The organism is Actinoplanes auranticolor (assembly GCF_018332655.1).
Lineage (GTDB): Bacteria > Actinomycetota > Actinomycetes > Mycobacteriales > Micromonosporaceae > Actinoplanes > Actinoplanes auranticolor.
The window spans coordinates 120,641-145,741 of the sequence record NZ_BOQL01000021.1 but is presented as its reverse complement, the minus strand read 5'-3'; the positions used below and the strand labels follow the sequence as shown (position 1 = coordinate 145,741).

Annotated in this window: 30 protein-coding genes; 18 read left to right on the top strand and 12 right to left on the bottom strand. The window is 71.7% G+C overall.

Annotated features, from left to right (window positions below):
- Nucleotides 1-10: 10 nt before the first annotated feature.
- Genes Aau02nite_RS12280 through Aau02nite_RS12255 form a run of 6 tightly spaced genes read left to right on the top strand, consistent with a single transcriptional unit; the run spans nucleotide 11 to nucleotide 4,621 of the window.
- A complete protein-coding gene (locus Aau02nite_RS12280) occupies nucleotides 11-952 on the top strand; it encodes a DUF6282 family protein (protein ID WP_212988500.1) in 942 nt (313 codons plus the stop codon).
- Complete coding sequence (locus tag Aau02nite_RS12275) at nucleotides 949-1,740, top strand: N-acyl homoserine lactonase family protein (protein WP_212988499.1); 792 nt, start codon at nucleotides 949-951, stop codon at nucleotides 1,738-1,740. The genes Aau02nite_RS12280 and Aau02nite_RS12275 overlap by 4 nt, the downstream gene beginning before the upstream one ends.
- Nucleotides 1,740-2,633, top strand: a complete 894-nt coding sequence (locus Aau02nite_RS12270) for an NAD(P)-dependent oxidoreductase (RefSeq protein ID WP_212988498.1) — start codon at nucleotides 1,740-1,742, stop codon at nucleotides 2,631-2,633. The genes Aau02nite_RS12275 and Aau02nite_RS12270 overlap by 1 nt, the downstream gene beginning before the upstream one ends.
- Complete coding sequence (locus Aau02nite_RS12265; protein WP_212988497.1) at nucleotides 2,630-2,998, top strand: cupin domain-containing protein; 369 nt, start codon at nucleotides 2,630-2,632, stop codon at nucleotides 2,996-2,998. The genes Aau02nite_RS12270 and Aau02nite_RS12265 overlap by 4 nt, the downstream gene beginning before the upstream one ends.
- Nucleotides 2,991-3,860 carry an NAD(P)-dependent oxidoreductase gene (locus Aau02nite_RS12260; RefSeq protein ID WP_212988496.1) on the top strand — a complete coding sequence of 290 codons (870 nt, stop codon included), beginning with the start codon at nucleotides 2,991-2,993 and terminating at the stop codon, nucleotides 3,858-3,860. Before Aau02nite_RS12265 ends, Aau02nite_RS12260 begins: the two co-directional genes overlap by 8 nt.
- Nucleotides 3,857-4,621, top strand: a complete 765-nt coding sequence (locus Aau02nite_RS12255; RefSeq protein WP_212988495.1) for a carboxymuconolactone decarboxylase family protein — start codon at nucleotides 3,857-3,859, stop codon at nucleotides 4,619-4,621. The genes Aau02nite_RS12260 and Aau02nite_RS12255 overlap by 4 nt, the downstream gene beginning before the upstream one ends.
- 35 nt (nucleotides 4,622-4,656) lie before the next feature.
- Here the strand turns inward: Aau02nite_RS12255 and Aau02nite_RS12250 are convergent, their stop codons facing one another.
- The 5 genes from Aau02nite_RS12250 to Aau02nite_RS12230 all read right to left on the bottom strand — a co-directional run bounded on the left by Aau02nite_RS12250 (nucleotide 4,657) and on the right by Aau02nite_RS12230 (nucleotide 10,402).
- Nucleotides 4,657-5,733: an SDR family NAD(P)-dependent oxidoreductase gene (locus tag Aau02nite_RS12250; RefSeq protein WP_212988494.1), complete on the bottom strand. Its 1,077-nt coding sequence runs from the start codon at nucleotides 5,731-5,733 to the stop codon at nucleotides 4,657-4,659.
- 95 nt (nucleotides 5,734-5,828) lie between these two features.
- On the bottom strand, nucleotides 5,829-7,952 hold the full coding sequence (locus Aau02nite_RS12245; protein WP_212988493.1) for a sensor histidine kinase: 2,124 nt from the start codon (nucleotides 7,950-7,952) through the stop codon (nucleotides 5,829-5,831).
- Between the two features lie 192 nt (nucleotides 7,953-8,144).
- A complete protein-coding gene (locus tag Aau02nite_RS12240) occupies nucleotides 8,145-8,459 on the bottom strand; it encodes a cupin domain-containing protein (RefSeq protein ID WP_246595109.1) in 315 nt (104 codons plus the stop codon).
- Between the two features lie 268 nt (nucleotides 8,460-8,727).
- Complete coding sequence (locus tag Aau02nite_RS12235) at nucleotides 8,728-9,582, bottom strand: SCO6745 family protein (RefSeq protein WP_212988492.1); 855 nt, start codon at nucleotides 9,580-9,582, stop codon at nucleotides 8,728-8,730.
- Nucleotides 9,583-9,640: 58 nt separating this feature from the next.
- Nucleotides 9,641-10,402, bottom strand: coding sequence for a helix-turn-helix domain-containing protein (locus Aau02nite_RS12230; protein WP_212988491.1), 762 nt, complete (start codon nucleotides 10,400-10,402; stop codon nucleotides 9,641-9,643).
- Nucleotides 10,403-10,488: 86 nt separating this feature from the next.
- On the opposite strand from Aau02nite_RS12230, the gene Aau02nite_RS12225 reads away from it, so the two are divergent.
- From Aau02nite_RS12225 to Aau02nite_RS12205, 5 genes are all read left to right on the top strand, one after another.
- Entirely contained in the window at nucleotides 10,489-10,875 is a 387-nt protein-coding gene (locus tag Aau02nite_RS12225) for a nuclear transport factor 2 family protein (RefSeq protein WP_246595079.1), read from the top strand.
- Nucleotides 10,876-11,000: 125 nt separating this feature from the next.
- On the top strand, nucleotides 11,001-11,363 hold the full coding sequence (locus tag Aau02nite_RS12220) for a hypothetical protein (protein WP_246595078.1): 363 nt from the start codon (nucleotides 11,001-11,003) through the stop codon (nucleotides 11,361-11,363).
- A gap of 53 nt (nucleotides 11,364-11,416) precedes the next feature.
- Complete coding sequence (locus tag Aau02nite_RS12215; protein WP_212988489.1) at nucleotides 11,417-12,256, top strand: CPBP family intramembrane glutamic endopeptidase; 840 nt, start codon at nucleotides 11,417-11,419, stop codon at nucleotides 12,254-12,256.
- Nucleotides 12,253-13,407 (top strand): sensor histidine kinase, encoded by a 1,155-nt coding sequence (locus Aau02nite_RS12210; RefSeq protein WP_212988488.1) that lies wholly within the window; start codon nucleotides 12,253-12,255, stop codon nucleotides 13,405-13,407. Before Aau02nite_RS12215 ends, Aau02nite_RS12210 begins: the two co-directional genes overlap by 4 nt.
- Complete coding sequence (locus Aau02nite_RS12205) at nucleotides 13,404-14,063, top strand: response regulator (RefSeq protein ID WP_212988487.1); 660 nt, start codon at nucleotides 13,404-13,406, stop codon at nucleotides 14,061-14,063. Before Aau02nite_RS12210 ends, Aau02nite_RS12205 begins: the two co-directional genes overlap by 4 nt.
- On the opposite strand, the gene Aau02nite_RS12200 is transcribed toward Aau02nite_RS12205, so the two are convergent.
- Nucleotides 14,039-14,920 carry a helix-turn-helix transcriptional regulator gene (locus Aau02nite_RS12200; protein WP_212988486.1) on the bottom strand — a complete coding sequence of 294 codons (882 nt, stop codon included), beginning with the start codon at nucleotides 14,918-14,920 and terminating at the stop codon, nucleotides 14,039-14,041. The genes Aau02nite_RS12205 and Aau02nite_RS12200 overlap by 25 nt on opposite strands.
- 174 nt (nucleotides 14,921-15,094) lie before the next feature.
- On the opposite strand from Aau02nite_RS12200, the gene Aau02nite_RS12195 reads away from it, so the two are divergent.
- Entirely contained in the window at nucleotides 15,095-15,955 is an 861-nt protein-coding gene (locus tag Aau02nite_RS12195) for an SDR family NAD(P)-dependent oxidoreductase (protein ID WP_212988485.1), read from the top strand.
- Between the two features lie 170 nt (nucleotides 15,956-16,125).
- On the opposite strand, the gene Aau02nite_RS12190 is transcribed toward Aau02nite_RS12195, so the two are convergent.
- Nucleotides 16,126-16,284 carry a hypothetical protein gene (locus Aau02nite_RS12190; RefSeq protein WP_212988484.1) on the bottom strand — a complete coding sequence of 53 codons (159 nt, stop codon included), beginning with the start codon at nucleotides 16,282-16,284 and terminating at the stop codon, nucleotides 16,126-16,128.
- 32 nt (nucleotides 16,285-16,316) lie between these two features.
- A complete protein-coding gene (locus tag Aau02nite_RS12185; RefSeq protein ID WP_212988483.1) occupies nucleotides 16,317-17,300 on the bottom strand; it encodes an aminoglycoside phosphotransferase family protein in 984 nt (327 codons plus the stop codon).
- 296 nt (nucleotides 17,301-17,596) lie between these two features.
- On the opposite strand from Aau02nite_RS12185, the gene Aau02nite_RS12180 reads away from it, so the two are divergent.
- Nucleotides 17,597-18,067 (top strand): DUF6188 family protein, encoded by a 471-nt coding sequence (locus Aau02nite_RS12180; RefSeq protein WP_212988482.1) that lies wholly within the window; start codon nucleotides 17,597-17,599, stop codon nucleotides 18,065-18,067.
- Between the two features lie 79 nt (nucleotides 18,068-18,146).
- Here the strand turns inward: Aau02nite_RS12180 and Aau02nite_RS12175 are convergent, their stop codons facing one another.
- A complete protein-coding gene (locus Aau02nite_RS12175; protein WP_212988481.1) occupies nucleotides 18,147-18,839 on the bottom strand; it encodes a TetR/AcrR family transcriptional regulator in 693 nt (230 codons plus the stop codon).
- Between the two features lie 78 nt (nucleotides 18,840-18,917).
- Between Aau02nite_RS12175 and Aau02nite_RS12170 the strand changes: the two genes are divergently transcribed.
- The 4 genes from Aau02nite_RS12170 (at nucleotide 18,918) to Aau02nite_RS12155 (ending at nucleotide 21,414) form a co-directional block, all read left to right on the top strand.
- Nucleotides 18,918-19,142, top strand: coding sequence for a hypothetical protein (locus Aau02nite_RS12170; RefSeq protein WP_212988480.1), 225 nt, complete (start codon nucleotides 18,918-18,920; stop codon nucleotides 19,140-19,142).
- A 188-nt stretch (nucleotides 19,143-19,330) separates the two neighbouring features.
- Nucleotides 19,331-20,014 (top strand): S1 family peptidase, encoded by a 684-nt coding sequence (locus Aau02nite_RS12165; RefSeq protein WP_246595108.1) that lies wholly within the window; start codon nucleotides 19,331-19,333, stop codon nucleotides 20,012-20,014.
- Between the two features lie 106 nt (nucleotides 20,015-20,120).
- On the top strand, nucleotides 20,121-20,762 hold the full coding sequence (locus Aau02nite_RS12160; RefSeq protein WP_212988478.1) for a TetR/AcrR family transcriptional regulator: 642 nt from the start codon (nucleotides 20,121-20,123) through the stop codon (nucleotides 20,760-20,762).
- Complete coding sequence (locus Aau02nite_RS12155) at nucleotides 20,740-21,414, top strand: DUF3159 domain-containing protein (protein ID WP_212988720.1); 675 nt, start codon at nucleotides 20,740-20,742, stop codon at nucleotides 21,412-21,414. The genes Aau02nite_RS12160 and Aau02nite_RS12155 overlap by 23 nt, the downstream gene beginning before the upstream one ends.
- Nucleotides 21,415-21,441: 27 nt before the next feature.
- On the opposite strand, the gene Aau02nite_RS12150 is transcribed toward Aau02nite_RS12155, so the two are convergent.
- Nucleotides 21,442-22,098, bottom strand: coding sequence for an SAM-dependent methyltransferase (locus Aau02nite_RS12150; RefSeq protein ID WP_212988477.1), 657 nt, complete (start codon nucleotides 22,096-22,098; stop codon nucleotides 21,442-21,444).
- 156 nt (nucleotides 22,099-22,254) lie between these two features.
- Between Aau02nite_RS12150 and Aau02nite_RS12145 the strand changes: the two genes are divergently transcribed.
- Nucleotides 22,255-23,010, top strand: coding sequence for a hypothetical protein (locus Aau02nite_RS12145; protein ID WP_212988476.1), 756 nt, complete (start codon nucleotides 22,255-22,257; stop codon nucleotides 23,008-23,010).
- Here Aau02nite_RS12145 and Aau02nite_RS12140 read toward each other — a convergent pair.
- Both Aau02nite_RS12140 and Aau02nite_RS12135 read right to left on the bottom strand, forming a co-directional pair.
- Complete coding sequence (locus Aau02nite_RS12140; protein WP_212988475.1) at nucleotides 22,970-23,854, bottom strand: Gfo/Idh/MocA family protein; 885 nt, start codon at nucleotides 23,852-23,854, stop codon at nucleotides 22,970-22,972. The two genes, Aau02nite_RS12145 and Aau02nite_RS12140, sit on opposite strands and share 41 nt — an antisense overlap.
- A 9-nt stretch (nucleotides 23,855-23,863) precedes the next feature.
- Nucleotides 23,864-25,075 carry an ROK family protein gene (locus tag Aau02nite_RS12135; protein WP_212988474.1) on the bottom strand — a complete coding sequence of 404 codons (1,212 nt, stop codon included), beginning with the start codon at nucleotides 25,073-25,075 and terminating at the stop codon, nucleotides 23,864-23,866.
- Nucleotides 25,076-25,101 lie beyond the last annotated feature (26 nt).

Sequence of the window (25,101 nt, the reverse complement as noted above, 5' to 3'; positions counted from 1 at the left end):
GGAAAGCCCCATGATGACAGTCGACTACGGCTTCGACCGCGACGCCGACGAGGACCGCAAAGTGCCGGATGAGCAGGCCGACAGCCTGCTGGTCGGGGCGGTGGACCTGCACCAGCACCCCGGGCCGAGCCCGTTCCCGCGGCGGATGAGCATTCTCGACGCGGCGCGCGACGCCGCGAGCGCGGGCTTCCGGGCCATCGTGGCGAAGTCGCACCACCACAGCATGGTCACCGACATCCTGGCGCTGCGCTCGGCCGGGCTGGCCGAGGTGTCGACCGAGGTCTACGGCGGGGTCGCGCTCAACCGGACGGTGGGCGGGCTCAACCCGTACGCCGTGGAGCTGGCGCTGCGGATGGGCGGGCGGATGGTGTGGTTCCCGACGCTGTCGTCCGCCGCCCACGTCCGGCACCACGAGCACCACGACACGGGCTTCCCCACGTCGGAGGTGGAGCTGCGGCCCAACGAGATCATCTCGATCGTCGACGACCGGGGTGCCGTGCTCCCGGAGGTCCGCGACATCCTGTCGGTGATCGCCGCCGAGGACGCCGTGCTGACCTGCGGCCACCTGGGCGTCGAGGAGTCCCAGGCGCTGATCGGCGCCGCGCTCGAGGCCGGGGTGAGCCGGATCGTGGTCAACCACCCCATCTTCGTGGTCGGGGCGTCCGTGGAGCAGGCGGTGGCCTGGGCCCGGCAGGGGGTCACCATCGAGCACTGCATCGTCATGTACTTCGGCCGCCCGGAGCGCCGGCGCGACCTGGACGAGCTGCTGACCTTCATCAAGGAGGTCGGTGTCGAACGGACCATCCTGTCCTCGGACTCGGGCCAGAAGACCAACCCGCTGCCGGTGACGCTGTTCCGCCGGGCCGCCCGCGGGCTGCTCGACGCGGGCCTGGCCGAGGACGACATCCGGCGGCTGGTCGGGGTGAACGCCGGGCGACTGCTCCTGCCATGACCGCGCGCTACCAGGTCACCATCGTCAAGTACGGCACCCGGCAGACCGTGCGCAGCGACGTCTTCCTCAACCACCACCTGTACGGCGAGCCGGACGGCCCGATCGCGATGGACTACTTCTTCTGGATCGTCCGCAACGCCGACCGGACGATCGTGGTGGACACCGGCTTCTCGGCGACCGGCGGCGCCAACCGCAGACGCACCACCCTGATCGAGCCGGCGGCCGCGTTCGACGCCCTCGGCGTGGACCGGTCCGCCGGGCCGCCGGTCGTGGTCACGCACGCGCACTACGACCACATCGGCAACCTCGACCTGTTCCGCGCGTCGCCGCTCACCATCGCCGCCGCCGAGTACGACTTCTGGACCGGCCCGTACGCGGACCGCACGCTGCTGCACCACTCGGTGGAGGACGCGGAGATCGAGCACCTGCGGCAGGCCGAGCGGGAGGGCCGGCTGCGGACCTTCACCGACGAGGTGGAGCTCGCCCCCGGGGTCCGCGTGCTGCGGCTCGGCGGGCACACCCCGGGGCAGAGCATCGTCACCGTGCCGACCAGCGCGGGCGTCGTCCTGCTCGCCTCGGACGCCGTGCACTACTACGAGGAACTGGCCCGGAGCATGCCGTTCACCCAGGTCGCCAACCTGATCGACATGTACGCGGGCTTCGAACGGATCCGCGCGATGCCCGCCGACCACCTGGTCTGCGGCCACGACCCGGACACCCTCGGCCGGTTCACCCCGGCCGGCGGCGCCCTGGCCGGTCTCGCGGCCACCATCGGAGAGGGGTGCTGATGCGGATCGGCTTCGTCGGCCTGGGCAACATGGGTGGCCGGATGGCCGCCTGCGTCGTGCGCGCCGGGCAAAAGGTGCTGGGCTACGACGTCCGTACGGAGAACGTCACCGCGGCCGGCGCCAAGGTGGCGGGCTCGGCCGGCGAGGTGACCGGCGGCAGCGACATCGTGCTGCTATCACTGCCGGACAGCCGGATCGTCGAGGCCGTGGTCCTGGGCGAGGACGGGCTGCTGGCCCACGCTCGCCCGGGTCAGATCGTGGTGGACCTGTCCACGGCCGCGCCGGACTCGACCACGCGCATCCACGGGCTGCTCGCCGAGCGCGGTGCGGCGTACCTGGATGCCGGCATCTCCGGTGGCGCGGCCGCCGCCGAGACGGGCGCGCTGACGCTGATGGTGGGCGGCGACGCCGAGGTGCTCGACCGGGCCCGCCCGGTTCTGGATCTGTTCTCCGCCAACGTCTTCCACTGTGGACCGAGCGGTGCCGGGCACACGGTGAAGCTGCTGAACAACTTCCTCAACGCGATCGCGTTGTCGGCCACGGCCGAGGTGATGGTGGCCGGCAAGAAGGCCGGTCTCGACCTGGAGGTGCTGCTCGCCGTGCTCAACGCGAGCTCCGGCGTCAACTTCGCCACCCTGAACCGGTTCCCGAAGATCATCCACGGGGACTACCTCAAGGGCGGGCTCACCAACACCCTGATGCTCAAGGACGTGAACCTCTACGTCGAGCTGGTGGCCCGGCTGGGCGTGGCCAGTCCGAACTCCGCCGGTCCGCTGGCCAGCTTCGGCCTGGCCCGTGCGCTCGGCTACGCCGACGAGATCAGCAACACCGTCGTCGACGCCATCGGGGACCTGTCCGGCGGCGTCCGCCTGCACACCGAGGAGGCCCCATGAAGATCGTCCACGGCCGCACCGAGCGGGCCCCGTCGGCGCAACGCGCGACGGTCACCGGCGAGGCGTGGTTCGACCAGGTCCTTCCGGCCACCGACGGCACCACGATCGCCACGGTGTTCTTCGCCCCGGGAGCGCGCACCTACTGGCACAGCCACGAGAACGGCCAGATCCTGCAAGTGCTCGCCGGGCGCGGGCTGATCTGTACCGCCGGCGGGAAACCCCAGGTGATCCAGGCCGGCGACACCGTGTGGGTGCCGCCCGGCGAACGGCACTGGCACGGCGCCACCCAGGACTCGTTCATGACGCACACCGCCATCTCGCTCGGCGAGACCCGCTGGGCCGAGGAGGTGGCCGGTGATGACTGAGACCGTCGCCTTCATCGGGCTGGGCAACATGGGCGCGCCGATGTCGGCCCGGCTGGTCCGGGCGGGCTACGCCGTGCGCGGTTACGACCTGGCCGAGCCGGCCCGGCAGGCACTGGCCGACCTGGGCGGGACGGCCGCTGCGGAGCTGGCCGACGCGGTCCGTGGCGCGTCCGTGGTCGTGCTCATGCTGCCCACCTCGGCCATCGTCGAGGCGACGGTCCGCGACGCCGGTTTCGTGGTGGAGCGGGGGACGACCGTCGTCGACATGAGCTCGTCGGAGCCGATGCGTACCCGGGCGTTGGCCGCCGAGCTGGCCGAACGCGGCGTCACCCTGGTGGATGCCCCGGTCTCCGGTGGCGTGGCGCGGGCCCGTACCGGCGAGCTGACCATCATGGCCGGCGGCGAGCCGGCCGACCTCGACCGGATCGGCCCGGTCCTGGCCCAGCTGGGCACGGTCACCCGGGCCGGCGCGGTCGGCAGCGGCCACGCCGTCAAAGCCCTCAACAACCTGCTCTCCGCCACCCACCTGCTGGTCACCTGCGAGGCGATCCTGGCCGGTGAACGCTTCGGCCTCGAACCGGAGACCATGCTGGCCATCTTCAACAGCTCCAGCGGGCGCAGCGGTTCGACCGAGACCAAGTGGCCCAGTTTCATCCTGCCCGGCAGCTACGACTCCGGCTTCGGGCTGCGGCTGATGCTCAAGGACATGCGGATCGCCACCGGGCTCGCCGACCAGGTCGGTGCACCGGATCCGCTCGGGCACGCCGCCGCCGAGCTGTGGGCGCGGGCCGCCGAGGCGCTGGAAGCCACCGCCGACCACACCGAAATCGTCAACTGGCTGCGAAAGGACCTGACCCGATGAACCTGACCGCACGGCAGGAAGAGATCAAGCAGGAATTCATCCGGGTACGCGGCGCGTGGAGCGACACCTGGGAGGGGGTGCTGCGGCTCGATCCCGAGTTCCTTCAGGCGTACCTGAACTTCTCCGCCGTGCCGTGGCGTTCCGGTGTGCTGGAGCCGAAGGTGAAGGAGTTCATCTACATCGCGATCGACGCCAACGCCACCCACATGTACCTGCCCGGGGTACGCCAGCACATCAAGGCCGCCCTGAAGCTGGGCGCCACCCCGCAGGAGATCATGGAGGTGCTCGAACTCTCCGCGACGCTGGGCATCCACGCGATGAACATCGGCGTGCCGATCCTGGTCGAGGTGCTCCAGGAGAAGGGCCTGCGCACCGGGCCGGCGCCGCTCACCGAGCAGCAGGAACAGCTCAAGGCGGACTTCACCGAGACCCGCGGCTACTGGCACGCCTTCTGGGACGAGATCCTCGAACTGGATCCGGAGATGTTCGCCGCGTACACCGAGTTCTCGGCGGTGCCGTGGCGCACCGGCACGCTGGAGCCGAAGGTGAAGGAGTTCATCTACATCGCATTCGACACGGCCGCGACGCACCTGTACGTCAGCGGGCTCAAGCTGCACATCGAGAACGCGATCGACCACGGTGCGACGCCGCGGGAGATCCTGGAGGTCATGGAGATCGCGTCGGTGCTCGGCATCCACGGGGTCACCGCGGCCGCGCCGATCCTGCTGGAGGAGGTTGCGGAGGCTCAGCGGGCAACGTAGCCGCGCCGATCCTGGCGGAGGAGCTCGCGCAGGCTTCAGCGGGCGACGTAGCCGCCGTCCACGCTCAGGATCGTGCCGGTGATGCCGGCCGATTCGGGCGCGGCCAGGAAGACGATCGCGCGGGCCACCTCGTCGGGCGCCGACATGCGCCCGATCGGGTGGTTGGCCAGGGTCACGGCCAGGCTCGCCGCGGGGTCGGGGTCGGCCGCGCGGGCCTCGGCCATGAAACCGGTGTCCACCGCGCCGGGCGCGACGGCGTTGACCCGTACGCCCAGCGCGGCGCACTCGATCGCCAGCTGCCGGGTCAGCTGGACGATCGCGCCCTTGGTCATCGCGTAGACACTCTGGTTCGCCACCCCGATCAGCCCCGAGATCGAGGCCGTGTTGACGATGCAGCCGCGCGTCCCGATCAAATGCGGCAGCGCGGCGCGGGAGAACCGGAACACGGGCCGCACGTTGATCGCGAACAACGCGTCGAAATCCTCGTCGGTGGTGTCGAGAATCGGCCGGCGCAGGAACCGTCCCGCGTTGTTGACCAGCACATCGAGCCGCCCGAACTCGGCGACGGCCAGCTCGATCGCGGCGCCCGCCGTCGCGTCGGCACTCACGTCGGCGGTCATCGGGACCACCCACCCGTCCTCGGCCAGCTCGGCCACCAGCGGCGAGACGTCGACCGCGACGACCCGGTAGCCCGCGGCCCGCAACCGCGTCACCACATCGCGGCCGATCCCCCGAGCAGCACCGGTCACCACGGCGGTCATATCCACGATCGCATCCCCTCGCCGGCTCGTATGATTGTCATACAATACCGCGGGATCACACCTCAGGTGAAGAAGAGCATGCGCACGATCGCCGCAACCCCCACCACGACGATCAGCGCCCGCATCGGCCAGGGCGGCAGCCGACGGCCGAACCGCGCACCGACCACGCCACCGGCGGTGGCGCCCACCGACCAGGCCGATGTTGTTGGAGACGTTGGCGACCAGCGGCGGATACCCGAACAGCAGCAGGGTCGGGAACGTCACGAGCGTGCCCGAACCGACCACTACGTTGATCATTCCTGCCCAGAACCCGGCGGCCAGGATCGCCGGTGTCTCCACCACACCGACCATGATCCCGCCTGCGGTCCGCGGTTCCTGCGTCGCGGCCGGGCGCTCTGTGCGGGCCACCCGGCGCGGGCCACCCGAGGCAGGCGGCTCGCCCGTGTCTAGGTTGAGCGCCTGGGTCGTGGGCCGGTGGCGGAACGGGTCGGCTCGCCGGTCGCCGCGGCCTGCGTACCGTCGCGATCGCCGGCCGGGAGCCGGAGCGTGAAGCATGCGCCGGTCGGGTTCCGGGGCCGGTAGGTGATCGTCCCGCCGTTGGCGTGCGCGAGCTTCCGCACGATGTACAGGCCGAGGCCGGTGCCCTTCTGGGCGCTCGCGCTGCCGGTGGCGGCCCGGGTGAAACGGTCGAACAGCTGCGGCACGAACTCTTCAGGTACACCTTCACCTGAATCGAGGACCTCGATGCACGCTTCGCCGGCGTGCCCGGTGGCGCGGACCACGACCGGCGGGCTGCCGTACTTCAGGCCGTTGGAGATCAGATTGACCAGGATCTGTTGCAGCTGCCGGGGATCGCAGCGCACGGTCAGGCCGGGGTCCGCTTCGGCGGTGACGTCACGGCGCTGATCGGGCAGCAGATGCGTGAGCGCGTCGGCGACAGCCGAGCCCGCGTTGAGGACGGTGGGACGCGAGAGCAGTGTGTCCGCGTCGACCTGGGTCAGGGTGAGGATCTCCTCGACGTAGCCGTTCATGCTGGCCGCCGTCGCGGCGATCCGGTCGAGGTCGTGGCGCCGACTCTTGTCGTCCTGCTCGTCCCACTCCTCGGTCAGGAGCTCGCAGTACCCGGTGATCATCGCGATGGGCTGGCGGACGTCATGGGTGAGCATCGCGACGAGGTCGGCGACCCGCTGGTTGGCCGCCTCCAGTTGCTCGTTCGCCCGCGCGAGAGCCGCCGCGCGCGCCGCGACCTCTTCGGCGTGACGCTGTTCCGCCTGCTGGAGCGTGCGCTGCTCGGTCACGTCGACGAGTTGGGTGGCGATCTCGTCCGGGCGGTCCTCCCGGCCGGTCAGCAGCGTGCTGGTCTGGTTCACCCACACCGGGTGCCCGTCGGCGCGCAGATACCGGCTGGTGACCGTGAAGCCCGGGATGCTGCCCGCACCGGTCCGACGCATCAGCTCAGTGACAGCCTCGCGACCGTCCGGCTCCAGCAGCTCGCTCCAGGCGCGGCCGGCCAGGTCGTCGGGACGACGGCCGAGCAACCGGTCCAGGGCCGCGTTCGTCCGGCTCACCCGCCCGTCCGTGCCGGTGATCGCCATCCCGACGAGCGAGTTCTCGAACACGTCGCGCAGCTGCTTCTCGGTGGCGTGCAGCGCCGCCCGGTTCCGCGCCGCGCGGGCCCGGAGAACAACGGCGAGCCCGCCGAAACCCAGCAACCCGGCGGCGGCGGCCATCGTGCCGATGTTCGCCCCCGTCACCGGTCGCTGCAGCACGCTGTACGGCACGGTGGCCAGCAGACGCCACGGACTGCCTCGCACCGGCCCGACCACGTAGTAGTAACGCCTGCCGTCCTCAAGGGACAGCAGGCCGCTCGGCCGCTGCTGCATCGCAGCTGCCAGCGCGGGATTCCGGTCGGCGATCGTGTCGAGGCCCGTGTGCGCTTCCCGGCTGCCGCCGACCACGGTGCCGGCGGCGTCGATCAGAGAGATGTCGGTGCCGGGAAGGTCGACGGCGTGCTGCAGGTACCCACCCAGCGGGCTGGTGGCCACCTCGACGGCCCCGGAGAACACCCGCCGGCCGTACGGGGTGGTGAACGGCACCGCGAATCCGACCACCGGCACGCCCCGGGCGGCCGACCGCACCACCGGCGACACAGCAGGACGGCCCTCCCGGACCGCGGTACGCAGATGCGAATAGCGCGGGGTGAGGTCCTGGCCGATCAGATCAGGGTTGGCCGGCACCACCTGCAACAACCGGCCGTCCCCGTCGAGCAGCACCGCGGCGGGATAACCGAACGCGGCCACGGACTGGGCGAAGGTGCGCTCGTCGACCGTGGCGGCGGACAGGAACTGCACGGCCTGCGCCCGCTCGCGCTCGATCAGATCGGCGACGTAGCGGGAGACGAAATCGGCGCCGATGGCGATCCGCAGCTCGAACCGCTGCCGCAGCTCGCGTTCGGAGGAACGCTGTGCCCACAGCACGGCCGAGACCAATCCGGCGCACAGCAGCAGCCACGCGACGAGCGGCCAGGCAACAAAGCGCCACCAGCCCCTGACCCGCCGAGGACGACCCATGAACCGACTATGCGCCCAACTCTGCGCTCACATCTCGGGGATTGTTGAGCCCGTCCTCCCCAGGAACCCCACTGCCGTCGTTCCGTCTCACCGGTCATGGATCCGGTCCGGATCCTTGTCTCGACATCACCCGGCTCACCCGGGACTCAGAATTCACACCCGGCGTTCGACGTCGCCGCGACTGTTGTGGGTTCAGGACCGGTACTCGGAAGAGATCTCGGTGGCGTACTTCTTCCAGAGCGGCGTCATGGTTTCGGCCGTCATCGGTTGTCCGGACTCGACCATCTTCTTGAGGTCGCGGAAGTACTCCACGTACAGGTCGGGCGTGAACGTGGAGAGCATGACCGCCGGGTCATCGCCCACGTTGGCGAAGGTGTGCGGTGCGCCCGGCGGGACGATGACCCAGGTGCCGGGCCCGGCGTCGTAGTCGTCCTGGCCCACGGTGAACCGCACGTCACCCGAGAGCACGTAGAAGCCTTCGTCGTGCTGGGCGTGACGGTGCTGGATGGGGCCGGGGGTGTGCGGCTGCAGGTGATCTCGCCGATCCCCAGGCGATGCTCGGTGTTGCTGCCGTCCTCGAGGATGCGGATCTGTGACGGCCCGTTGTTGGTGATGAGCTCACCTTCGCCGGGACGCACGATCTTGACCGGAGCCATGGAGAAGCCTCCCTGATAAGGGTCACTGCGACGATGATGTCGCACCGTGACACCACGATAGCATTGATGTCGCGGCATGACATCAGTGTGCCGAGGCCCGGCTCGAAGAGGCCGACCGATCAGGCCGGGCGCGGACCGGGCACGCCCATCGGATTGGGATACGGAATGACCACCGCAACCGCACCGGCCAACGGTGCCAGCAACTCCGCCAGCCGGACGCGATCGGCCGCTCGCAGCGCGGACCAGGGCCGCCCGGCCAGCCGGTCGGTATGGTCCTCGACCGCACGGTGAACGTCCGCCGCCTCCGCGGTAGGCCGGCCACTGGCGTCCAACCACCCCCGCTCCGCCAGCTCCCGACCCGCCGCGTCCCACTCGGCATCGGACCAGCCCCGGTTCGGCTGCAGCTGGTCCCGGCCGCCGTACAGGGCGTCCCGGAGTACCAGCGCCTGGCAGCCGTTCACCTCAGCATGAACCAGCGCGGCGATGTGGCCGTCACCGCGGTGCTCGCGCAACACCGTGGCGGCGTGCCACAGCCGGGCGAGCGGATCGGCCGGGCGCGGCACGGCGGCGTTGGCGGCACCGAGCGCCCGGCCGTCCGTCACCGCCGCCTGCGCCGCGATCTCCAGCAGATTCGCCGCCTCGGCCCAGCGCGCCGGCTCCGGTGGCAGCACAGCCCGTAGCGCAGCGACAGCACCCTCGAGGCGCGCGGCCAGGGCCTGCTCCGGCGACGCCCGCTGCCACACATCGGGCAGGGCCTGGGCCACCATCGCCGGCGCGAAGGAGAAGAACAACGCGGTCACCGGCGCTGCCGGCACGGCTCCGAGCGGAGCGGCCCGACCGGCGAAATAGCCGCGCCAGAACCCCCGCAGACCTGCGCTCTCGAACGCGGTCCGGGCCTCCGGCGCGAAGTAGGTGACCGCGTGCAACGGCTCGTACAGCTGCCACAGGTCTCGGGCCACAGCGTCGGTAGGCATACCGTCGATTCAAGGTCCGGGGACCCCGAGCCGTAAACGGCCAATCGCCGGGAAGCGGCTACTGCGTGAAGTAGGCGGCGCTCTCCGCGTCCGCCGGGTAGTACGACTCGATCGCGACCTCGTCCAGGGTGATGTCCATCGGCGTGCCGAACGTGGTGATGGTCGAGAACATCCGCAGCTCCCGCCCGGCGACGCGGAGGATCATCGGGATCACGACGTCGGCGTCGGCCCGATCGCCCGGGGTGTCCCCCGCGGCGGGGGCCAGCAGCTCCTCGTAGAGCGCGGTCAGCTCGGGGTCGGGCGCGGCGGCGAGCTGGCGGGAGATCCGGGTACGGAACACAGCCCGCACGTCGGCCAGATTGACGACCAGCGGCGCGAACCCGCGCGGGTCCAGGCCCAGCCGCACCAGGTTGACCGGCGGCCGCAGCAGGTCCGGGGAAACCTGGGCGAAGAACGGCTCGACCGCACGGTTGGTCATGACGATGTTCCAGCGGCGGTCGAAGACCAGCGCCGGATACGGCTCGTGCGCGTGCAGCACCCGGCGAACGGCGTCGCGTGCGGCGGACAGTGCGGTGTCGTCGAGCGGGCGTTCCGCGTACCGGGGAGCGAAGCCGGCGGCGAGCAGCAGCCTGTTGCGATCGCGCAGCGGCACCTGAAGCTGATCCGCGAGCCGCAGGATCATGTCGGCGCTGGGCCGGGACTTGCCGGTCTCGACCAGGCTGACGTGCCGGGCCGAGACGTCCGCGGCGATGGCGAGGTCCAGCTGGCTGAGCCCCCGGCGGTGCCGCCAGTGCCGCAGCAGTTCCCCGACCGTGTCCACGAACGTGCAGCGTACTCATCGTGGCGCCGGGCGCCATGAACTCCCGTTTCATCGACAATCGCGACGACCGCGGAAACACTCCGGCCATGACCAACGACAACAAGGCCATCATCCAGCGGGCATTGACCGCACTGCTCGAGACGCGCGACGTCGGCACGCTCGCACCGTTCCTCAGCGACGACTTCATCCACCGCCGGCCTGACTCCACCTCCGCCACGAAGACGGAATGGCTGGCCGCTGTCCGGGCGGCGCTGGTGCCCCTGGCCGACATGCGGGTCGAGGTCCTGCAGCTACTGGCCGACGGCGATCGGGTGGTGCTGTGCACCCGCCGCCGGCTGCCCGACGGACCCGAGGTCACGGTCGTCGAGATCTGGCTGATCCGCGACGGCCTGATCGCCGAGGGGTGGGAGATCATCGAGCCGGCGGCCCGGGCGGCCGCCAATCTGACCTGGTGGGAGCCCACTTCAAGCTGACCTGACCCAGAGGTGGTGAACCCGACGGCCCGCCGGGCGCGGGCGGCGTTGCTGCGCCGCCGGAACGAGCTTGCCGCCGCCGATAACGGGCACTGAGGATCCGGGTACGCAGAGAAGGGGGTCCGGTGCCGGACAAGCAGAGACCGCCGCTCACCGAGGACGGGCACTTCGTCGTCATCTCGGGGCGGCGGTGGCGGGCCACCGATCCCGCCATCCCCGAGGACGTGGCCGCGCAGCTGCGCCGGGCGTTGATGGCCGCGCGGCGGGACGTCGGCAGCGCGCTGCGTACGGGCGTGGACCCGGCACCGGCGCGCGCCCGCGTGCAGCTGGCCAAGGTGGCGCTGGGCGAACGCGGCGTCCCCTGGTGGGAGCAGACCGAGGAGCAACGGCGGCAGCGCTGGGAGCAGGGCCTGGACGAGCTGTCCCCCGTGCGAGCTACCGCAGAGTGTCCACCGGGCGGTGACGATTCCGGCGCGACGAATCCATAGCGTTCAACGCAGCCCGCCGGCGCTCGAGCCGCGGGACTCATGGAGGAGTCAACATGCGTCTGGTGAAGCAGTTCCTGGCGGTTGCGGTGGTCGCCTTCATCGGTGGTCAGGGTGTCGCCGCGGTGCAGGGGAACCCGTGGCTCACCCTGGTCCTCGGCCTCGCGACAGCGGTGCTCGCGGTTCTGGTCTACGCGTGGGTGGTCCGGCGCACCGAGCGCCGCGCACCCACGGAGGTGGCCCGGTCGGGGGCCGTCGCGCGGCTCTGCCGGGGAGCACTGATCGGGGCCGGCATGTTCGCGGCCGTCATCGCCAACATCGCCTTCCTCGACGGCTATCACGTCCAGGGCCTGGGTTCGGTGACCGGCGCGCTCGGGCTGGTCGGGTTCATGGCCGCCGCCGCCGTGACCGAGGAGCTGCTGTTCCGCGGCGTGCTGTTCCGGATCATCGAGGAACGGATCGGCACCTGGATCTCGCTGCTGCTGACCGGCGTCGTGTTCGGCCTGATGCACCTGGTCAACCCGGACGCGACCCTGTGGGGCGCGACCGCCATCGCGATCGAGGCCGGATTCATGCTCGCCGCCTGCTACGCCGCCACCCGCAACCTGTGGGTGCCGATCGGGCTGCACTTCGGCTGGAACGTCGCCGCCGGGGCCGTCTTCAGCGTCGTGGTCTCCGGCAACGGCGAGTCGAAAGGGCTGCTGGACGCCACGATGTCGGGCCCGGCGGTGCTGACCGGCGGCGACTTCGGCCCCGAGGGCAGCCTGTACTCGGTGGCGGCGGGCCTGGCATTGACCGTCGTGTTCATGTGGCTGGCCCACCGCCGCGGTCACATCGTCCCGCGTCGCCGTCGTTCGGCCGGTGACCCGGCGGCGACCGCTACAGTTTCCCGATGATCGACCTCCGGCGGGTCCCGGAGCGGTGGCGGCACTGGGACGTCACCGTCCGGGACCTCCCGTTCGCGCTGCTGCTCGTGCTGATGTCGGCGGTGCCGGCGCTGCACCACCGGGGCACGCAGCTCGGCGATCTACCGACCCGTCCGTTCGACGCGCTGACCGTCATGGTGGTCGCCCTGCAGTGCCTGCCGCTGGCCGTACGGCGGCGGTGGCCGGCTCTCTGCCTCGCCCTGGTCTCGGTGGGCTTCGCGATCGACCAGCTCCGCGCCTACCACACGGTCGCCAGCACGGCTCTGCCCATCGCTCTGGTGAGCACGGCGCTGCACCTGGCACACCACCGGCGTACCGCCGTGGTGCTGCTCACGGTCGCCTACGTCCCGCTGGCCGTGGCCATCGGCCGGAGCGGATCGATCGAGACCGTCGCCGATTTCACGACCTTCTACCTGGCGCTGGCCATCGCCTGGGGCATCGGGGCCTGGATGCGGCGGACCCGGGCCGCCGAGGCGGAGCAGCGCCGGCACGTCGCCGAGGCCACCCGCACCGCCGAACGCACCCGCATCGCCCGCGAACTGCACGACGTCGTGACCCACCACGTGACCGCGATGGTGGTGCAGGCCGAGGCGGCGCGCTATCTGACCGCCGCCCCCGACCGGCTCGACGAGAGCCTGACCGCGATCACCGACACCGGCCGGCGGGCCATCACGGACCTGCGGCACCTGCTCGATCTGCTCAATCCCGACCACAGCACCGAGCCGCGTCTGCCGTCGGTCGGCGAACTGCACACCCTGGTGGAGCAGACCCGGCTGGCCGGGCAGCCGGTCGAGTTCACCGAGGACGGCACCCCGGCGGCGAGCACGGGCAGCGCCGAGGTCGCGGCGTACCGGGTCGTGCAGGAGGCGTTGACCAACGCCCTCAAATACGCCCACGGCAGCCGCACCACCGTGCACGTGCGCCATGGCGAGAAGGAGACCACCGTGGAGGTCAGCACCGAGGGTCCGGGGCCGGGCAGCGCATCCCCCGGCGGCAGCGGGCGTGGCCTGGCCGGGCTGCGGGAACGGGTCGGGGTGCTCGGCGGTGAGTTCAGCGCGGGCCAGGGCACCGGCGGCGGCTTCGTCGTGCGGGCCCGCATCCCCGGCGGGAGCCCGTCGTGACCACGCCGCTGCGCGTGCTGATCTGCGACGACCAGCCGCTGATCCGTACCGGCTTCACCACCATCATCGGCGCCCAGCCCGACCTCGAGGTGGTCGGCGAATGCGGGAACGGCCGCGAAGCGGTCGAGCTCGCCGGCCGGCTGCGGCCGGACGTCGTGGTGATGGACGTACGGATGCCCGTGCTCGACGGCATCGAGGCGACCCGCCTGCTGGCCGGCGCCGGGGTGACCGACCCGGTGAAGGTGCTCGTGGTGACGACGTTCAACCTCGACGAATACGTCTACGAGGCTCTGCGCGCCGGAGCGAGCGGGTTCCTGCTCAAGGACGCCCCGCCGGCGCAGCTGCTGCACGGCATCCGCACCGTCGCGAGCGGTGCCGCGCTGCTGGCGCCCGAGGTGACCCGGCAGCTCGTGGGCCGGTACGCCGCCCGGATCCGCCCGGCCGAGGACACCCCGGACGACGTGGCGCTGACCCCGCGCGAACTCGAGGTCCTGCGCCTGATCGCCGACGGCCGGTCCAACAGCGAGATCGCCGCCACCCTGGTGATCAGCCACGAGACCGTGAAGACGTACGTGTCGCGCATCCTCACCAAGCTCGACCTGCGCGACCGCGTGCAGGCGGTGGTCTACGCCTACCGCAGAGGCCTGGTGACCTGAGCGCCGGCGGGCGGCTGCTGCTGAGTCGCCCAGAGCGCCAGCAGCCGCAGGTTGTCGTGCGAGGCGCTGCCCGGATCGGTGGTGTAGATGAACAGCGTCTGCTCGTCGTCGCCGGGCAGGGCCAGGGCCTCGTACCTGATGGTGATCGGCCCGACCGCGGGATGCACCATGTGTTTGCTGCCGTGGGTGCGCTCGTGCACCCGGTGGGCGTTCCACCAGGTGCGGAACTCCGCGCTCTTGATGGTCAGCTCCCCCACCAGCTCGCTGAGCAGCGGGTCGTCGGGGAACCGCCCGGCGTAGAGCCGCAGGGTGCCCACCACCTCGGCCGCCACGGCCGGCCAGTTGACGAAGGCTGCCCGGGCGGCGGGGTCGAGGAAGACCCACCGGGTGTAGTTGCGGTGCCGGGGCGGCAGCCGGGTCCAGTCGGTGAGCAGGGCGCGGGCGAGCGTGTTCGAGGCCAGGACGTCCGTGCGCCGGCCGATGATGAAAGCCGGGTGGTCGGTCATCGAGGCGATCATCTGCTGCAGGGCGGGCCGCACCCGCTGCACCGGTACGGGCTGAGCGCGACGCCGGGCCGGCCGGGCCAGATCGGCCAGGTGGGCCCGGGCCGCCGCGTCGAGCTGGAACACCCGGGCCAGGGCGTCGAGGACCGCTTCGGAGGGGCTGGTGTGCCGGCCCTGTTCCAGCCGGGTGTAGTAGTCGACGCTCACCCCGGCGAGCTGGGCCACCTCCTCGCGGCGCAGACCTCGTACCCGTCGACCGGTCTGACCGGCATGGCCGGTGAGGCCCACCGCCTCCGGTGTCGTGTCCGCCCGGCACTGCCTGAGGAACTCACCCAGCTCCGCGCGTCCCGCCATGCCTCCATGATTGCCCACCGGCGGGGCGCCGCCCAGCGGCTGGGTGGGCATGGCGTTCCCAGGCAGGGCTGGGCCGGGCTGACCGTGTCCGGACCCCGGTGCGCCGCCGCAGCATGGGAACCGTTCCCCGGCCGGGGAACGTCATCGACCGGCACGCACCCGAGGAGTCATCCCATGCCGTACCCCACCACCGGACCCGCGACCTGGTTCGTCACCGGCGCCTCGCACGGCCTCGGCCGGGAGCTGGTCCAGCAGCTGCTGGACCGCGGTCACCGGGTCGCCGCGACCACCCGCTCCCCCGAACGGCTGACCGAGTCCCTGGCCGGCACCGACACGTCGCAGCTGCTGGTCATGCCCGTCGATCTGGCGAACGAGAAGGAGGTCAGCAGCGCCGTGGCGACCGCGGAGGAACGCTTCGGCGCCATCGACGTCGTGGTCAACAACGCCGGCTACGGCCTGCTCGGCGCCGTCGAGGAGGTCACCGACGCCGAAGCCCGGGAGCTGTTCGACGTGCAGCTGTTCGGGGCGTGGAACGTGCTGCGGGCCGCCCTGCCCGGCATGCGGGCACGCCGCAGCGGCCACATCATCAACGTCTCGTCGATCCTGGGACTGACCGCCTTCCCCGGCTGGGGCCTGTACTGCGCGGCCAAGTACGCCCTGGAGGGCCTGACCGGATCACTGGCCGGCGAGGTCGCGGACTTCGGCATCCGGGTCAACCTGGTCGAGCCCGGCTACATGCGGACCGACTTCCTGCGTACCGGAAGCCTGCGCCTGCCGGTGCGCACCGCCGACGGCTACGAAGCCGTCCGCGAGATGACGGATGCTCACCTGGCCATGCCCGGCACCCAGCTCGGCGACCCGGCCCGCGCCGCCACCGCGATCATCACCGTCGCGGAGTCCGGCTCGGCGCCGCTGCACCAGCTCCTCGGCTCGGACTCCTACGCGCTGGCCACCACCCGCATCGAGAGCCTGACCGCCGACATCGAGGCCGGCCGGGCGCTCGCCACCACCACCGACATCACCGCGGCCGCCTGAGGCGACGGCCGGGTCGCTGACCCTTCCGGTCGGCATGGTCATCCGGCGAGGCTCGGTGCGCGCCGCGACCAGCGGGGCCGGTCGGCGAGCACGTCGTGCAGAACCCTGACGCCGTACCGGTTCGCGGCGTTCGCGGTCGCCGCGGGAAACCCCGCGGCGACCGCCGGCTCTCAACCCTCGGTGAGCGCCGCTTCCAGAACGCGTTCATAGGTCGCCCGGGACGGCAGGTGCGTGAGCAGGTGCCGGACGTTGCGGTCGGTGTACCTCACGTCCTCCGCAGCGCGCGCCTCGAGCGCCAGCTCGATCTGGCCCGACACGTAGTTCTGCAAGGCGATCGCCGTGCCGCCGAACGCGTCCAGGCTCAGCGGTGGCAGGCAGCCGGCCCGCGCCCGATAACCGTCGGCCAGAGCCCGCGCCCCCGCGGCGTTGATCCCCCCGCCGGGATCACCGCCCAGCTGACCAGCGCCGCGGCCAGCTCCCAGGCCGGCGGCAGCCCGTCGGCGTGTTCCCATCCGGTGAGGATGAGCCGCCCGTCCGGCCCGACCCGTACGTTGCCCGGGCTCACGTTGTTGTGGCACAGCACCGCTGCGGCCGGTGCGGCCCGGTTCCCGACCGATTCGAGCTCGGCCAGCGTGGGCACCGCAGCAGCCAGGACGGGCGCCCAGCCGGCTCCCTCGGCGGCGGCCACCTCCGCAAGTTCAGGCCAGCTCGAAGAGGCCAACCGCACGGAACTCCACGGGCAGGTGCCGTCCACCGGCACCCGGAGCCCGTGCAGCGTGGCGAGCATGTCGCCGACCTTGCCGGTGACGGTCGCGCTGACCGGGGCGGCCAACGGCGGCCCGGACCGCAGCCACTCGTACACCCGCCACTGGCTGCCGTCGATCACCTCGACCACGGCGCCGGAGACACTGCGGACCGGGGCCGGCAGCGTCACCCCCGCCCGCGCGGCGGCCTCCTGGAACCGGGCGTTGTCTTCGCCGTCGGTCACGGGATAGACGTCGTCCACAGTGCGTGGTGCCCAGCGGCCGCGGCCGGTCTGCAGCAGCCAGCGCCGTCCCATCTCGTCCGGGCGGGACACGGACCGCATCTCGCCGACGACGTCACCGAGCCCGAACCGGCCGGCGATGCGCCGGGCGAGCGCCGGATCAGCGACCTCGGCGTGCCCCCGCCGGCGGTCGGCCTCGGCCTTGAGGTCGGTCCACGTGCGGAAACCGTACTGCTCGGCGAGCGACGCCTGCGCGTCGGCGAGCGTCGCGTCCGGCCGGATGTCGCGCAGGCCGGTGAGCAGATCCTTGGCCTGCCGGCGCAGATGGTCGAGGTTCGGGTTGTCGGGCAGCGTCTTCATGGTGCACCTCGCTCAGCGCCCGGACTCGCACGGGCGGACAGAGCGTCGGTGACCGTCGCCCAGCCTGACATCACACGGGGTGGCTTCGAGCCTTCCGGCGAGTCGCGGCGCGTACCCAACGCGCGGAACCGAGGCTGACGGAGAGCACCGCGGCGCTGTCAACCCCGCCCGGTTCCGGACCTTCAGGTGCCCCTGACGAATCCGCTGTCGTCTTTAAGGATCTCTTATGAAAGTGCGGGCTACGGTCCTGTCGTCAGTAGTCCGATGAGCCGATCGAGGTAGTCATGTTGCCAGTCATGGTCGCCGACTTGGACGCCGGACGGCGTCCGCGGCAGGGACGGTCGATCGATCTGCTGCGCGGGCGCAAGCTGGAGTACGTGCGGCTCGGCCACGCCATCGTCCTGGGCCTCTCCGGCGGGTGCCAGGTGCTGATCGAGACCGTCACCCAGCTGCACGGGCCGGCCGGGCGGGCCGAAGTGGAGCCGGGCGAGAACCCGTCGGACATCCTCGCGACCCTGCTCGGCGACGTCATCCGCACGGCCTGCATCCGCGACACCGGGGAACTGCTGGTCACCTTCCACAGCGGGTCGCAGCTGCTGGTCGGCGTGGACCCGGACTTCGAGTCCTGGGCGGTCGCGGGTCCGGACGGCTTCCTGATCGTGTGCCTGGCCCACGGCGAGCTGGCCGTGTGGGGCGACGCATCGGGCCGGACCGGGACGGCGCGGGGTGCGCGGTCGTGGGCGAGCGATGACGAGAGGCTGCGGTAGGGGTCGGCTTGCAGCTGCGCCGCAGGAGCGCACCTCGACTTCGAGCCACGGTGACCACCCGTACCGCTCCTCCAGCATCCTAGGATCCTGGTTCAAAGGGATGTGTGGCCGTCAGGATTGCGTCGAGGCCGCGTTCGAAGAGGATGTCGTCGTCCCAGCGGTCCGCGTCGAGGTGGCCGGAGGCGTTGAGGGTCGGGTAGGCGGCGGGGTCGGCCGTCACGCGCCGGCGGGCTTCGCCCTGGGCCCGGGCATCCGCGGTGCCGCGCCAGGTCGCCTCGGTGAGAGCCGCCCCGATCACGTAGTTGGCCAGCAGCCGGGTGGTCACTGCGAGCTCGAGATCGGCGAGGCCACCGCGACTGAGGGCGGACTGCAGGAACTCGGTCCGAGCCAGGACGTTGGGTCCGAGCATCGGCCGGCCGATCAGGGCCGGGGCCCACGGATGACGCAGCATCGCGGTACGCCAGTGACGGATCAGCGCCCGGGCGTCGTCGCGCCAGTCGGCGGTGACCGCCGGGATCGGCACGTCGCCGAAGATGTGGTCGAGGGCCAGGTCCAGCACGTCGTCCTTGGTCTTGACGTGCCAGTACAGCGCGGTCGGTGTGACGTCGAGCTGCTGGGCGAGGCGGCGCATCGTGAGGCCGTCGGCGCCGTGCTCGTCGAGCAGGGTCGCCGCCGCGGCGACGATGCGTTCCCGGCTCAGTGGGACGGGGCGGGGCCGCTCCGGTTCATCGCGCAGCCAGACCGAGCCGGGGCCGAATGCTGTTTCGCTCACCGCCTGACCCTAGTACGGTCGACAGCGAATGTAACGCCGTTAAGTTGATAGGACAGCGTTCAGGAAGGGTGGCGAGAGATGCCGCTGGTTCGCGTACAGCTGGCCAGTGATCGGACCACCGCGCGGAAGGTGCTCGCGTTGCACCAGGCCGACAAGGTTCATCGCCCGTCGCGGGAGGCCGCCCGGGCGCAGGTGTGGCGGCTCGGCCGCACGCCGGCCGGCGAGCCGGTCTTCGTCGGCGTCTCGGACGGCGAGCCCGTCCGACTGCTCTACGACGTGGAGGTCTACCCGGATACGGCATAGGAGCGACGTACGGCCATCACGCAGCGGTAGGCCCCGTTCGATATGTATCGACGGGCATCACTATGTCGCTACGGTTTGTCCGGGCAACCGCCCGCCGTCACCCCCTACGGCACAGACAGGACGACCGTATGCGTAACCTCGCCCGGACACTCCTCACCGCCGCCACCATCACTGCCGCCGGGCTGCTCATGCCGGCCGCCGCGGTCGCAGCCCCCTCCCCTGAGCCGCCGCCCGTCACCCAGGTCGTCAACGGCCGGCCCGCCACCGAGAACTACTCGTTCATGGTGTACGTCTCCGGCTGCACCGGTTCCCTCATCAAGGGCAACTGGGCCGTCACCGCCAAACACTGCTCGACGCCCAGCTCCGTCCGCGTCGGCAGCATCGACCGCAGCAGCGGCGGCACCGTGGTCACCGTCCGGCGGGCGGTCAACCATCCGCGGATCGACGTCAAGCTGCTCGAGCTGACCTCATCCGTGTCCTACACCCCCGCACCCATCCCGACGGCGTCCGGTGCCGTCGGGACGGCAACCCGCATCATCGGCTGGGGCCAGACCTGCCCCACCCGCGGATGCGGCTCCACTCCCCGGGTTGCCAACGAGCTCGACACCTCGATCGTGGCCGACAGCCGCTGCTCCGGCATCGACGCGGCCTACGAGATCTGCACGAACAACACCAACGGCAACGCCGGCGCCTGCTACGGCGACTCCGGTGGCCCGCAGGTGCGCATGGTCAGCGGCCGCTGGGCCCTGATCGGTGTGACGAGCCGTGCCGGCAACAACAGCTCCACCTGCGCGACCGCGCCGTCCATCTACGGCGATCTGCCCTCGATCCGCACCTGGGTCAACCAGCAGGTCGGCGGGCTGCCGGCCTGATCTCCGCCGGACGGGCCGGTGCGACCTCGTCGCGCCGGCCCGTGGCGTGAAAAGGATCAGCGCCAACCCCTATACCGTTGTTATGTAACGATGGTATGTTACGGGCATGAGCCCTCGTACCGCTGACCCCAGGACACGAACGATGCTGGTCGAGGCGGCCGCCCGGATCCTGGCCGAGGAGGGTCCGGCCGCGCTGACCAGTCGCCGGTTGGCGGCCGAGATCGGTTCCTCGACGATGGCCGTCTTCAGCCGCTTCGAGAACATGGCCGCCGTTCGCCGGGCCGTCCGGCAAGAGGGTTTCGCCCGGCTGGACGCCCGGTTGGACGCCTTGCCGGCCTCGGACGACCCGGTCGCCGACCTGGCCGCGGCCGGAATGCTGTTCTTCGCCGCCGGCGTGGCGAGTCCCCACCTGTACCGGGCGATGTTCCTCGACCGCCCGCCGACGGAGGACGACCTCGGCGCCGGGACCTACGAGCGGCTGGTCGCCCTGGTACGCCGGTGCGTGAGCGCCGGCCGCTTCCCGGCCGCGCAGGAGTCCCTCATCGCCGTCTGGGCCGCCCAGCTGTGGAGCATGCGCCACGGCATGGTCACCATGGCCGTCGCCGGACTCCTCCCGGAGGAGCAGGCCCGGTTCGTCCTCGACGACATGATGTTCCGGCTGCTGGTCGGCTACGGCGACGACCCCGGCCGGGCCCGGCAGTCGATCGAGCAGGGCAGCCGCACCGCTGCCGGGACCAGCCCGTCGTGAGAGGAGACCCGATGCCGTCCGACGAAGATCGTCCCGCCCCGAGGACCCGGCACCCACGCTGTGGGAGCGCACCGGCGGCCTGACCGGACTCATCCAATCGTCCCTGCCACCGACCGTGCTGGTGGTGACCAACTCGTGGTGGGGCCTGTACCCGGCGGTGGCCACCGCCGTCGGCACGGGCGCGCTGATCGCGCTGTTCCGTGCGGTACGGCGGCAGCCCCTGCGCCCGGCGTTCGGCGGGTTCGTCGGCGTTGCCGTCTCCGGATTCCTGGCCGCCCGCAGTGGCGAGGCCCGGGACTTCTTCCTGGCCGACATCTGGTGGTACTTCGTGGCCTCCGTCGTCCTGATCGCGTCGATTCTGCTCCGCCGGCCGCTGGTCGGCGTGCTCTGGAGCGGCCTGCAGGGAGTCGGCATGTGGTGGCGCCACGACCGCCCGTCGCTGCGACGGTACGACATCGCCACCGCCGCGCTCGCGGCCGTCTTCGCCGCCCGGTTCCTCGTGCTGCACCGGCTCTACGAGAACAACGAGGTCGGCTGGCTGACGGTCTCGAAGATCGCGATGAACTATCCGCTGTGGGCGGTGGCTCTGGTCGTCGTCGTGTGGGCCGCGCGCCGTGCGGACCACCGCCTCGCCTACTGCGGCAGCCGTTGACCGCGGCACCGGCCCGCCGGCCGGTTTCTAGGACGTCCGACGGGCGAGCAGGGTGGAGTCAGCGATCTCGACCGTGACACCGTCACGGACCGCGGTGCGCGGGCGTTGCTCGACCACCAGCGGTTCGAAGTTCTCCGGCAGGGCCGGCAGCAACTCCTCGGCGACGAACATCGCCTTGCGGTGGCTGGCCGACAGTTGCGTGAACACCTCGGACGGCGCGTGGCCGACCACGAGCAGGTGGCCACCCGGCGCGACAGCGTCGGTCAGCCGGCGGGTCACCTCCACCATCCCGCCGTCCGGCGGATGCAGGAAGTGGCTGGTGACCAGGTCGAAAGTCCGGCCCTCGGCCGCGAAGGCGCGGGCGTCCACCTGCCAGAAGTCGACCCGGTCGGCCACCCCGGCCTGCTCGGCGTGCCGGGCGGCGCGGGCCAGGCCGTTGGCCGAGAAGTCCGCGCCGGTGACCTTCCAGCCCTGCTGGGCCAGCCAGATCACGTCGCCACCCTCGCCGCAGCCGACGTCCAGCGCGGTGCCCGGGGTCAGCCGGGTCACCTCGGCGACGAGCTGCGGGTTGGGCTGCCCGCTCCAGACCTTCTCCGGGCCCGAGTAGCGCTCGTCCCAGCTCGGCGGTTCGAACATGGCCGTCGCCTCGGCCTCGGACTGATGCCCGTGGGCGTGACCGCTCATCGGGCCGTACCCCGGTCCGTCGCGGCGGTCCCGCCGTACAAATTGTTGATGTCCATGCTCATCAGCGTGCGCACCGGCCCTCGGAATGACAAGTTCCGTTGCCGGAACGGCAAACGGACGGATGCCGGCCCCGCGCCTTGGCGGCATGATCGGCCCATGGCTTCACCTTGGCACAACCGCGACGTGGACTGGGACCGATGGCCGGTCACCGACTACCTGGATGAGATCTACCGGGACGTGCAGCCCGACGACGACGCCGTGCTCGTGCACCACTCGGCGTTCTACCGGCGGTTCTCGCCCGGCCATTTCGGGCGGTCGCTGGAGCTCGGCGCGGGGCCGAACCTGTATCCGCTGATGCTGGCGGCCGCGGTCAGCCGGGACATCGAGGTGGTCGAGCCCAGCGCGGCCAGCGTCGGGTATCTCACGCGACAGCTTCGCGACGGGGCGGAGGAGAGCTGGCAGCGCTTCTACCGGCGGTGCCGTGAGCTGCAGCCCGAGCTGCCGGCCACCCTGGCCGAGGCGCTCGCCCGGGTGCGCGTACGCCGGGGCAGCACCGCCGATCTCACGCCGGACACCTACGATCTGGCCTCCATGCACTTCGTCGCGGAGAGCGCCACCGAGGTCGCCGGTGAGTTCCGCGACCTGTGCCTGGCCTTCATCGGCTCGGTCCGCCCGGGTGGGTGGCTCGTCGCCGCATTCATGGAGAACATGGGCCGCTACCGGATCGGCGACGGGCCGCACTGGCCGGGCTACCCGGTGGATCCGGCCATCGTGCGCTCGGTGTTCGCGCCGGTGACGACCGAGCTGACGATCGAGCGGATCGACTCGGCCGCGACCAGCGACGGATACGAGACCACCGGCATGGTGCTGCTCACCGCGCGCCGGCCCGGTCGAGCAGCTCCTGCAGCATGAGGCCGCGGCGCACGTCGAGGTCGTGCGGCACCCCGGAGCGTACGGCCGCGGCGAACTCGGCGCGCAGCACCGGCCAGCACTGGTCGTGGTCGATGGTGCCGAAGTCCAGCGCCAGCGTCCCCGCCGGGCCGTACAGCTCGATCCCGGCCTGTGAGGACGACAGTCCGACGGCACCAGACAGCGACAGCTGGCTGACCGTCCCGCCGCGGTGCACGCAGGTCAGCTCGATCCACCGGCGGCTGTCGCCGCAGGCCCGCAGCTCCTCGATCGGCCCGAGGGCGGCGTCGGCCAGGTCCAGCAGGTGCGGGCCGAGGTCGTACAGCGCGCCGCGGGCCAGCCGCCAGCCGGTGGCCATCGCGCCGCCCAGGAACGCGCCGTGCAGGTAGCGGGCCCGGGCCCCGGCCGTGTCGAACGTGGCCGCCGCGGCGAGGAACGCTCGCGTGGCGTGGTGGTAGCGCTTGGTCAGCACGAGCTGGGTGACCACGCCGTGCTCGGCGACGGTGTCGGCCAGCGCGCGGGCCGCGTCCAGGTCGAGCGCGACGGGCTTTTCCAAGAGCAGGGCCTTGCCGGCCCGGGCGGCGCGGGGAGCGAGCACGGCCTGCGCATCCGGCGGTACGGCGAAAGCGACGGCCTCGCAGCGGTCGAGTAGTTCCTCGTACGAGCCGGCGGGGTGCGCGCCCAGCCGGGCCGCGAGCTGCGCGGTGGCCTCCGGACGGCGTGACCAGACGGCCGCGAGCCGGGTCTGCGGGCCGGCGGCGAGCACCGGCCCGTGCATCGTCGCCGCCCACGGCCCGGCGCCCACCAGGCCCATCGCCACCGGCCGCGGGTAGTCCTCAGTCTCCATATCGGATCACTATCGGCCAGAACCGGCGAGATCGGCGGGCACCATGCGGGCCAGCTCCGCGTCGACGGCGGCCGGGGCGTACACCTGGTCGACCACCATCGCGTACCCGCCGGCCACGGCCGACTGGGCACCCAGCCGGCTCGTGGTCACCTCCAGGTGGCGGGTCGAGCGCGGCAGCGCGCTCTGGTAGAGCACCTCGCGCACGCCGGTGACGAAGTGGATGTCGGCCAGGTCACCGGCGATGATCAGCACGGCGGGATTGAGCATGCAGACGACCGTGGACAGCACCTCGCCGACCAGCTTGCCCGCCGTACGGGCCAGGTGCACCGCCTCCACGTGCCCGGAGCGGATCCGCTCGACCAGTTCGGCGCCCGAGGAGGTGGGCGTGCCCCCGGCGGTGAGCCGCTGGGCCAGCGCCAGTCCGCTGGCCACCGCGGCCAGGCAGCCGTAGAGACCACACTCGCAGCGGGCCTCGGGATGGCCGTGCAGCCGGATGTGGCCGATGTCGCCGGCGCCGCCGTCGATGCCGCGGTAGACCTGCCCGTCGATGACCACGCCGGCGCCGATCCCGGTGGCCACCTTGACCAGCACCAGAGCCGGGCAGCCGGGGTAGTGCACCGTCTGCTCGCCCAGCGCCATGAGGTTCGCGTCGTTGTCCACGAAGACCGGCCGGTTCCAGGTACGGCGCAACGCCTCGGCGATCGGGTAGCCGTCCCAGCCCGGCATGATCGGCGGCTGGGTGACCACGCCGACGTCGAACTCGACCGGGCCGGGGACGCCGACGCCGATCCCCCGTACCCGGTCGGGATCCCACCCGGTCTCGGCCAGCAGCCGCCGGAACGCGCCGTCGACCCAGCCCAGCACCGATTCGGGCCCCCGGCCGATCTTGATCGGCTCGTGCTCCTCGGCCAGCGGCTGCCCGCCCAGATCGACGACCGCGGCCCGGGCGTGGTTGCCGCCGAGATCGGCCACCAGCACGACGCCGTGGCCGGTGTCGACCTCGAGCAGTTCGGCGGGCCGTCCGCCGGTCGAGCCCTCGACGCCGGAGGCGCGCAGGTAGCCGGTGGCGCGCAGCAGGTCGAGGCGCTGCGTGATGGTCGAGCGGGCCAGGCCGGTGTAGCTCTGCAGCTCGCCGCGTGTGCGGGCGCGCCCGGTGCGCACCAGCCACAGCAGGTGCCCGGCCGAGTTCTGGTTGCCACCAGCCCTATCCCTGATCAGCACTGACGGTCAGCCCTTCGGTCGGGACG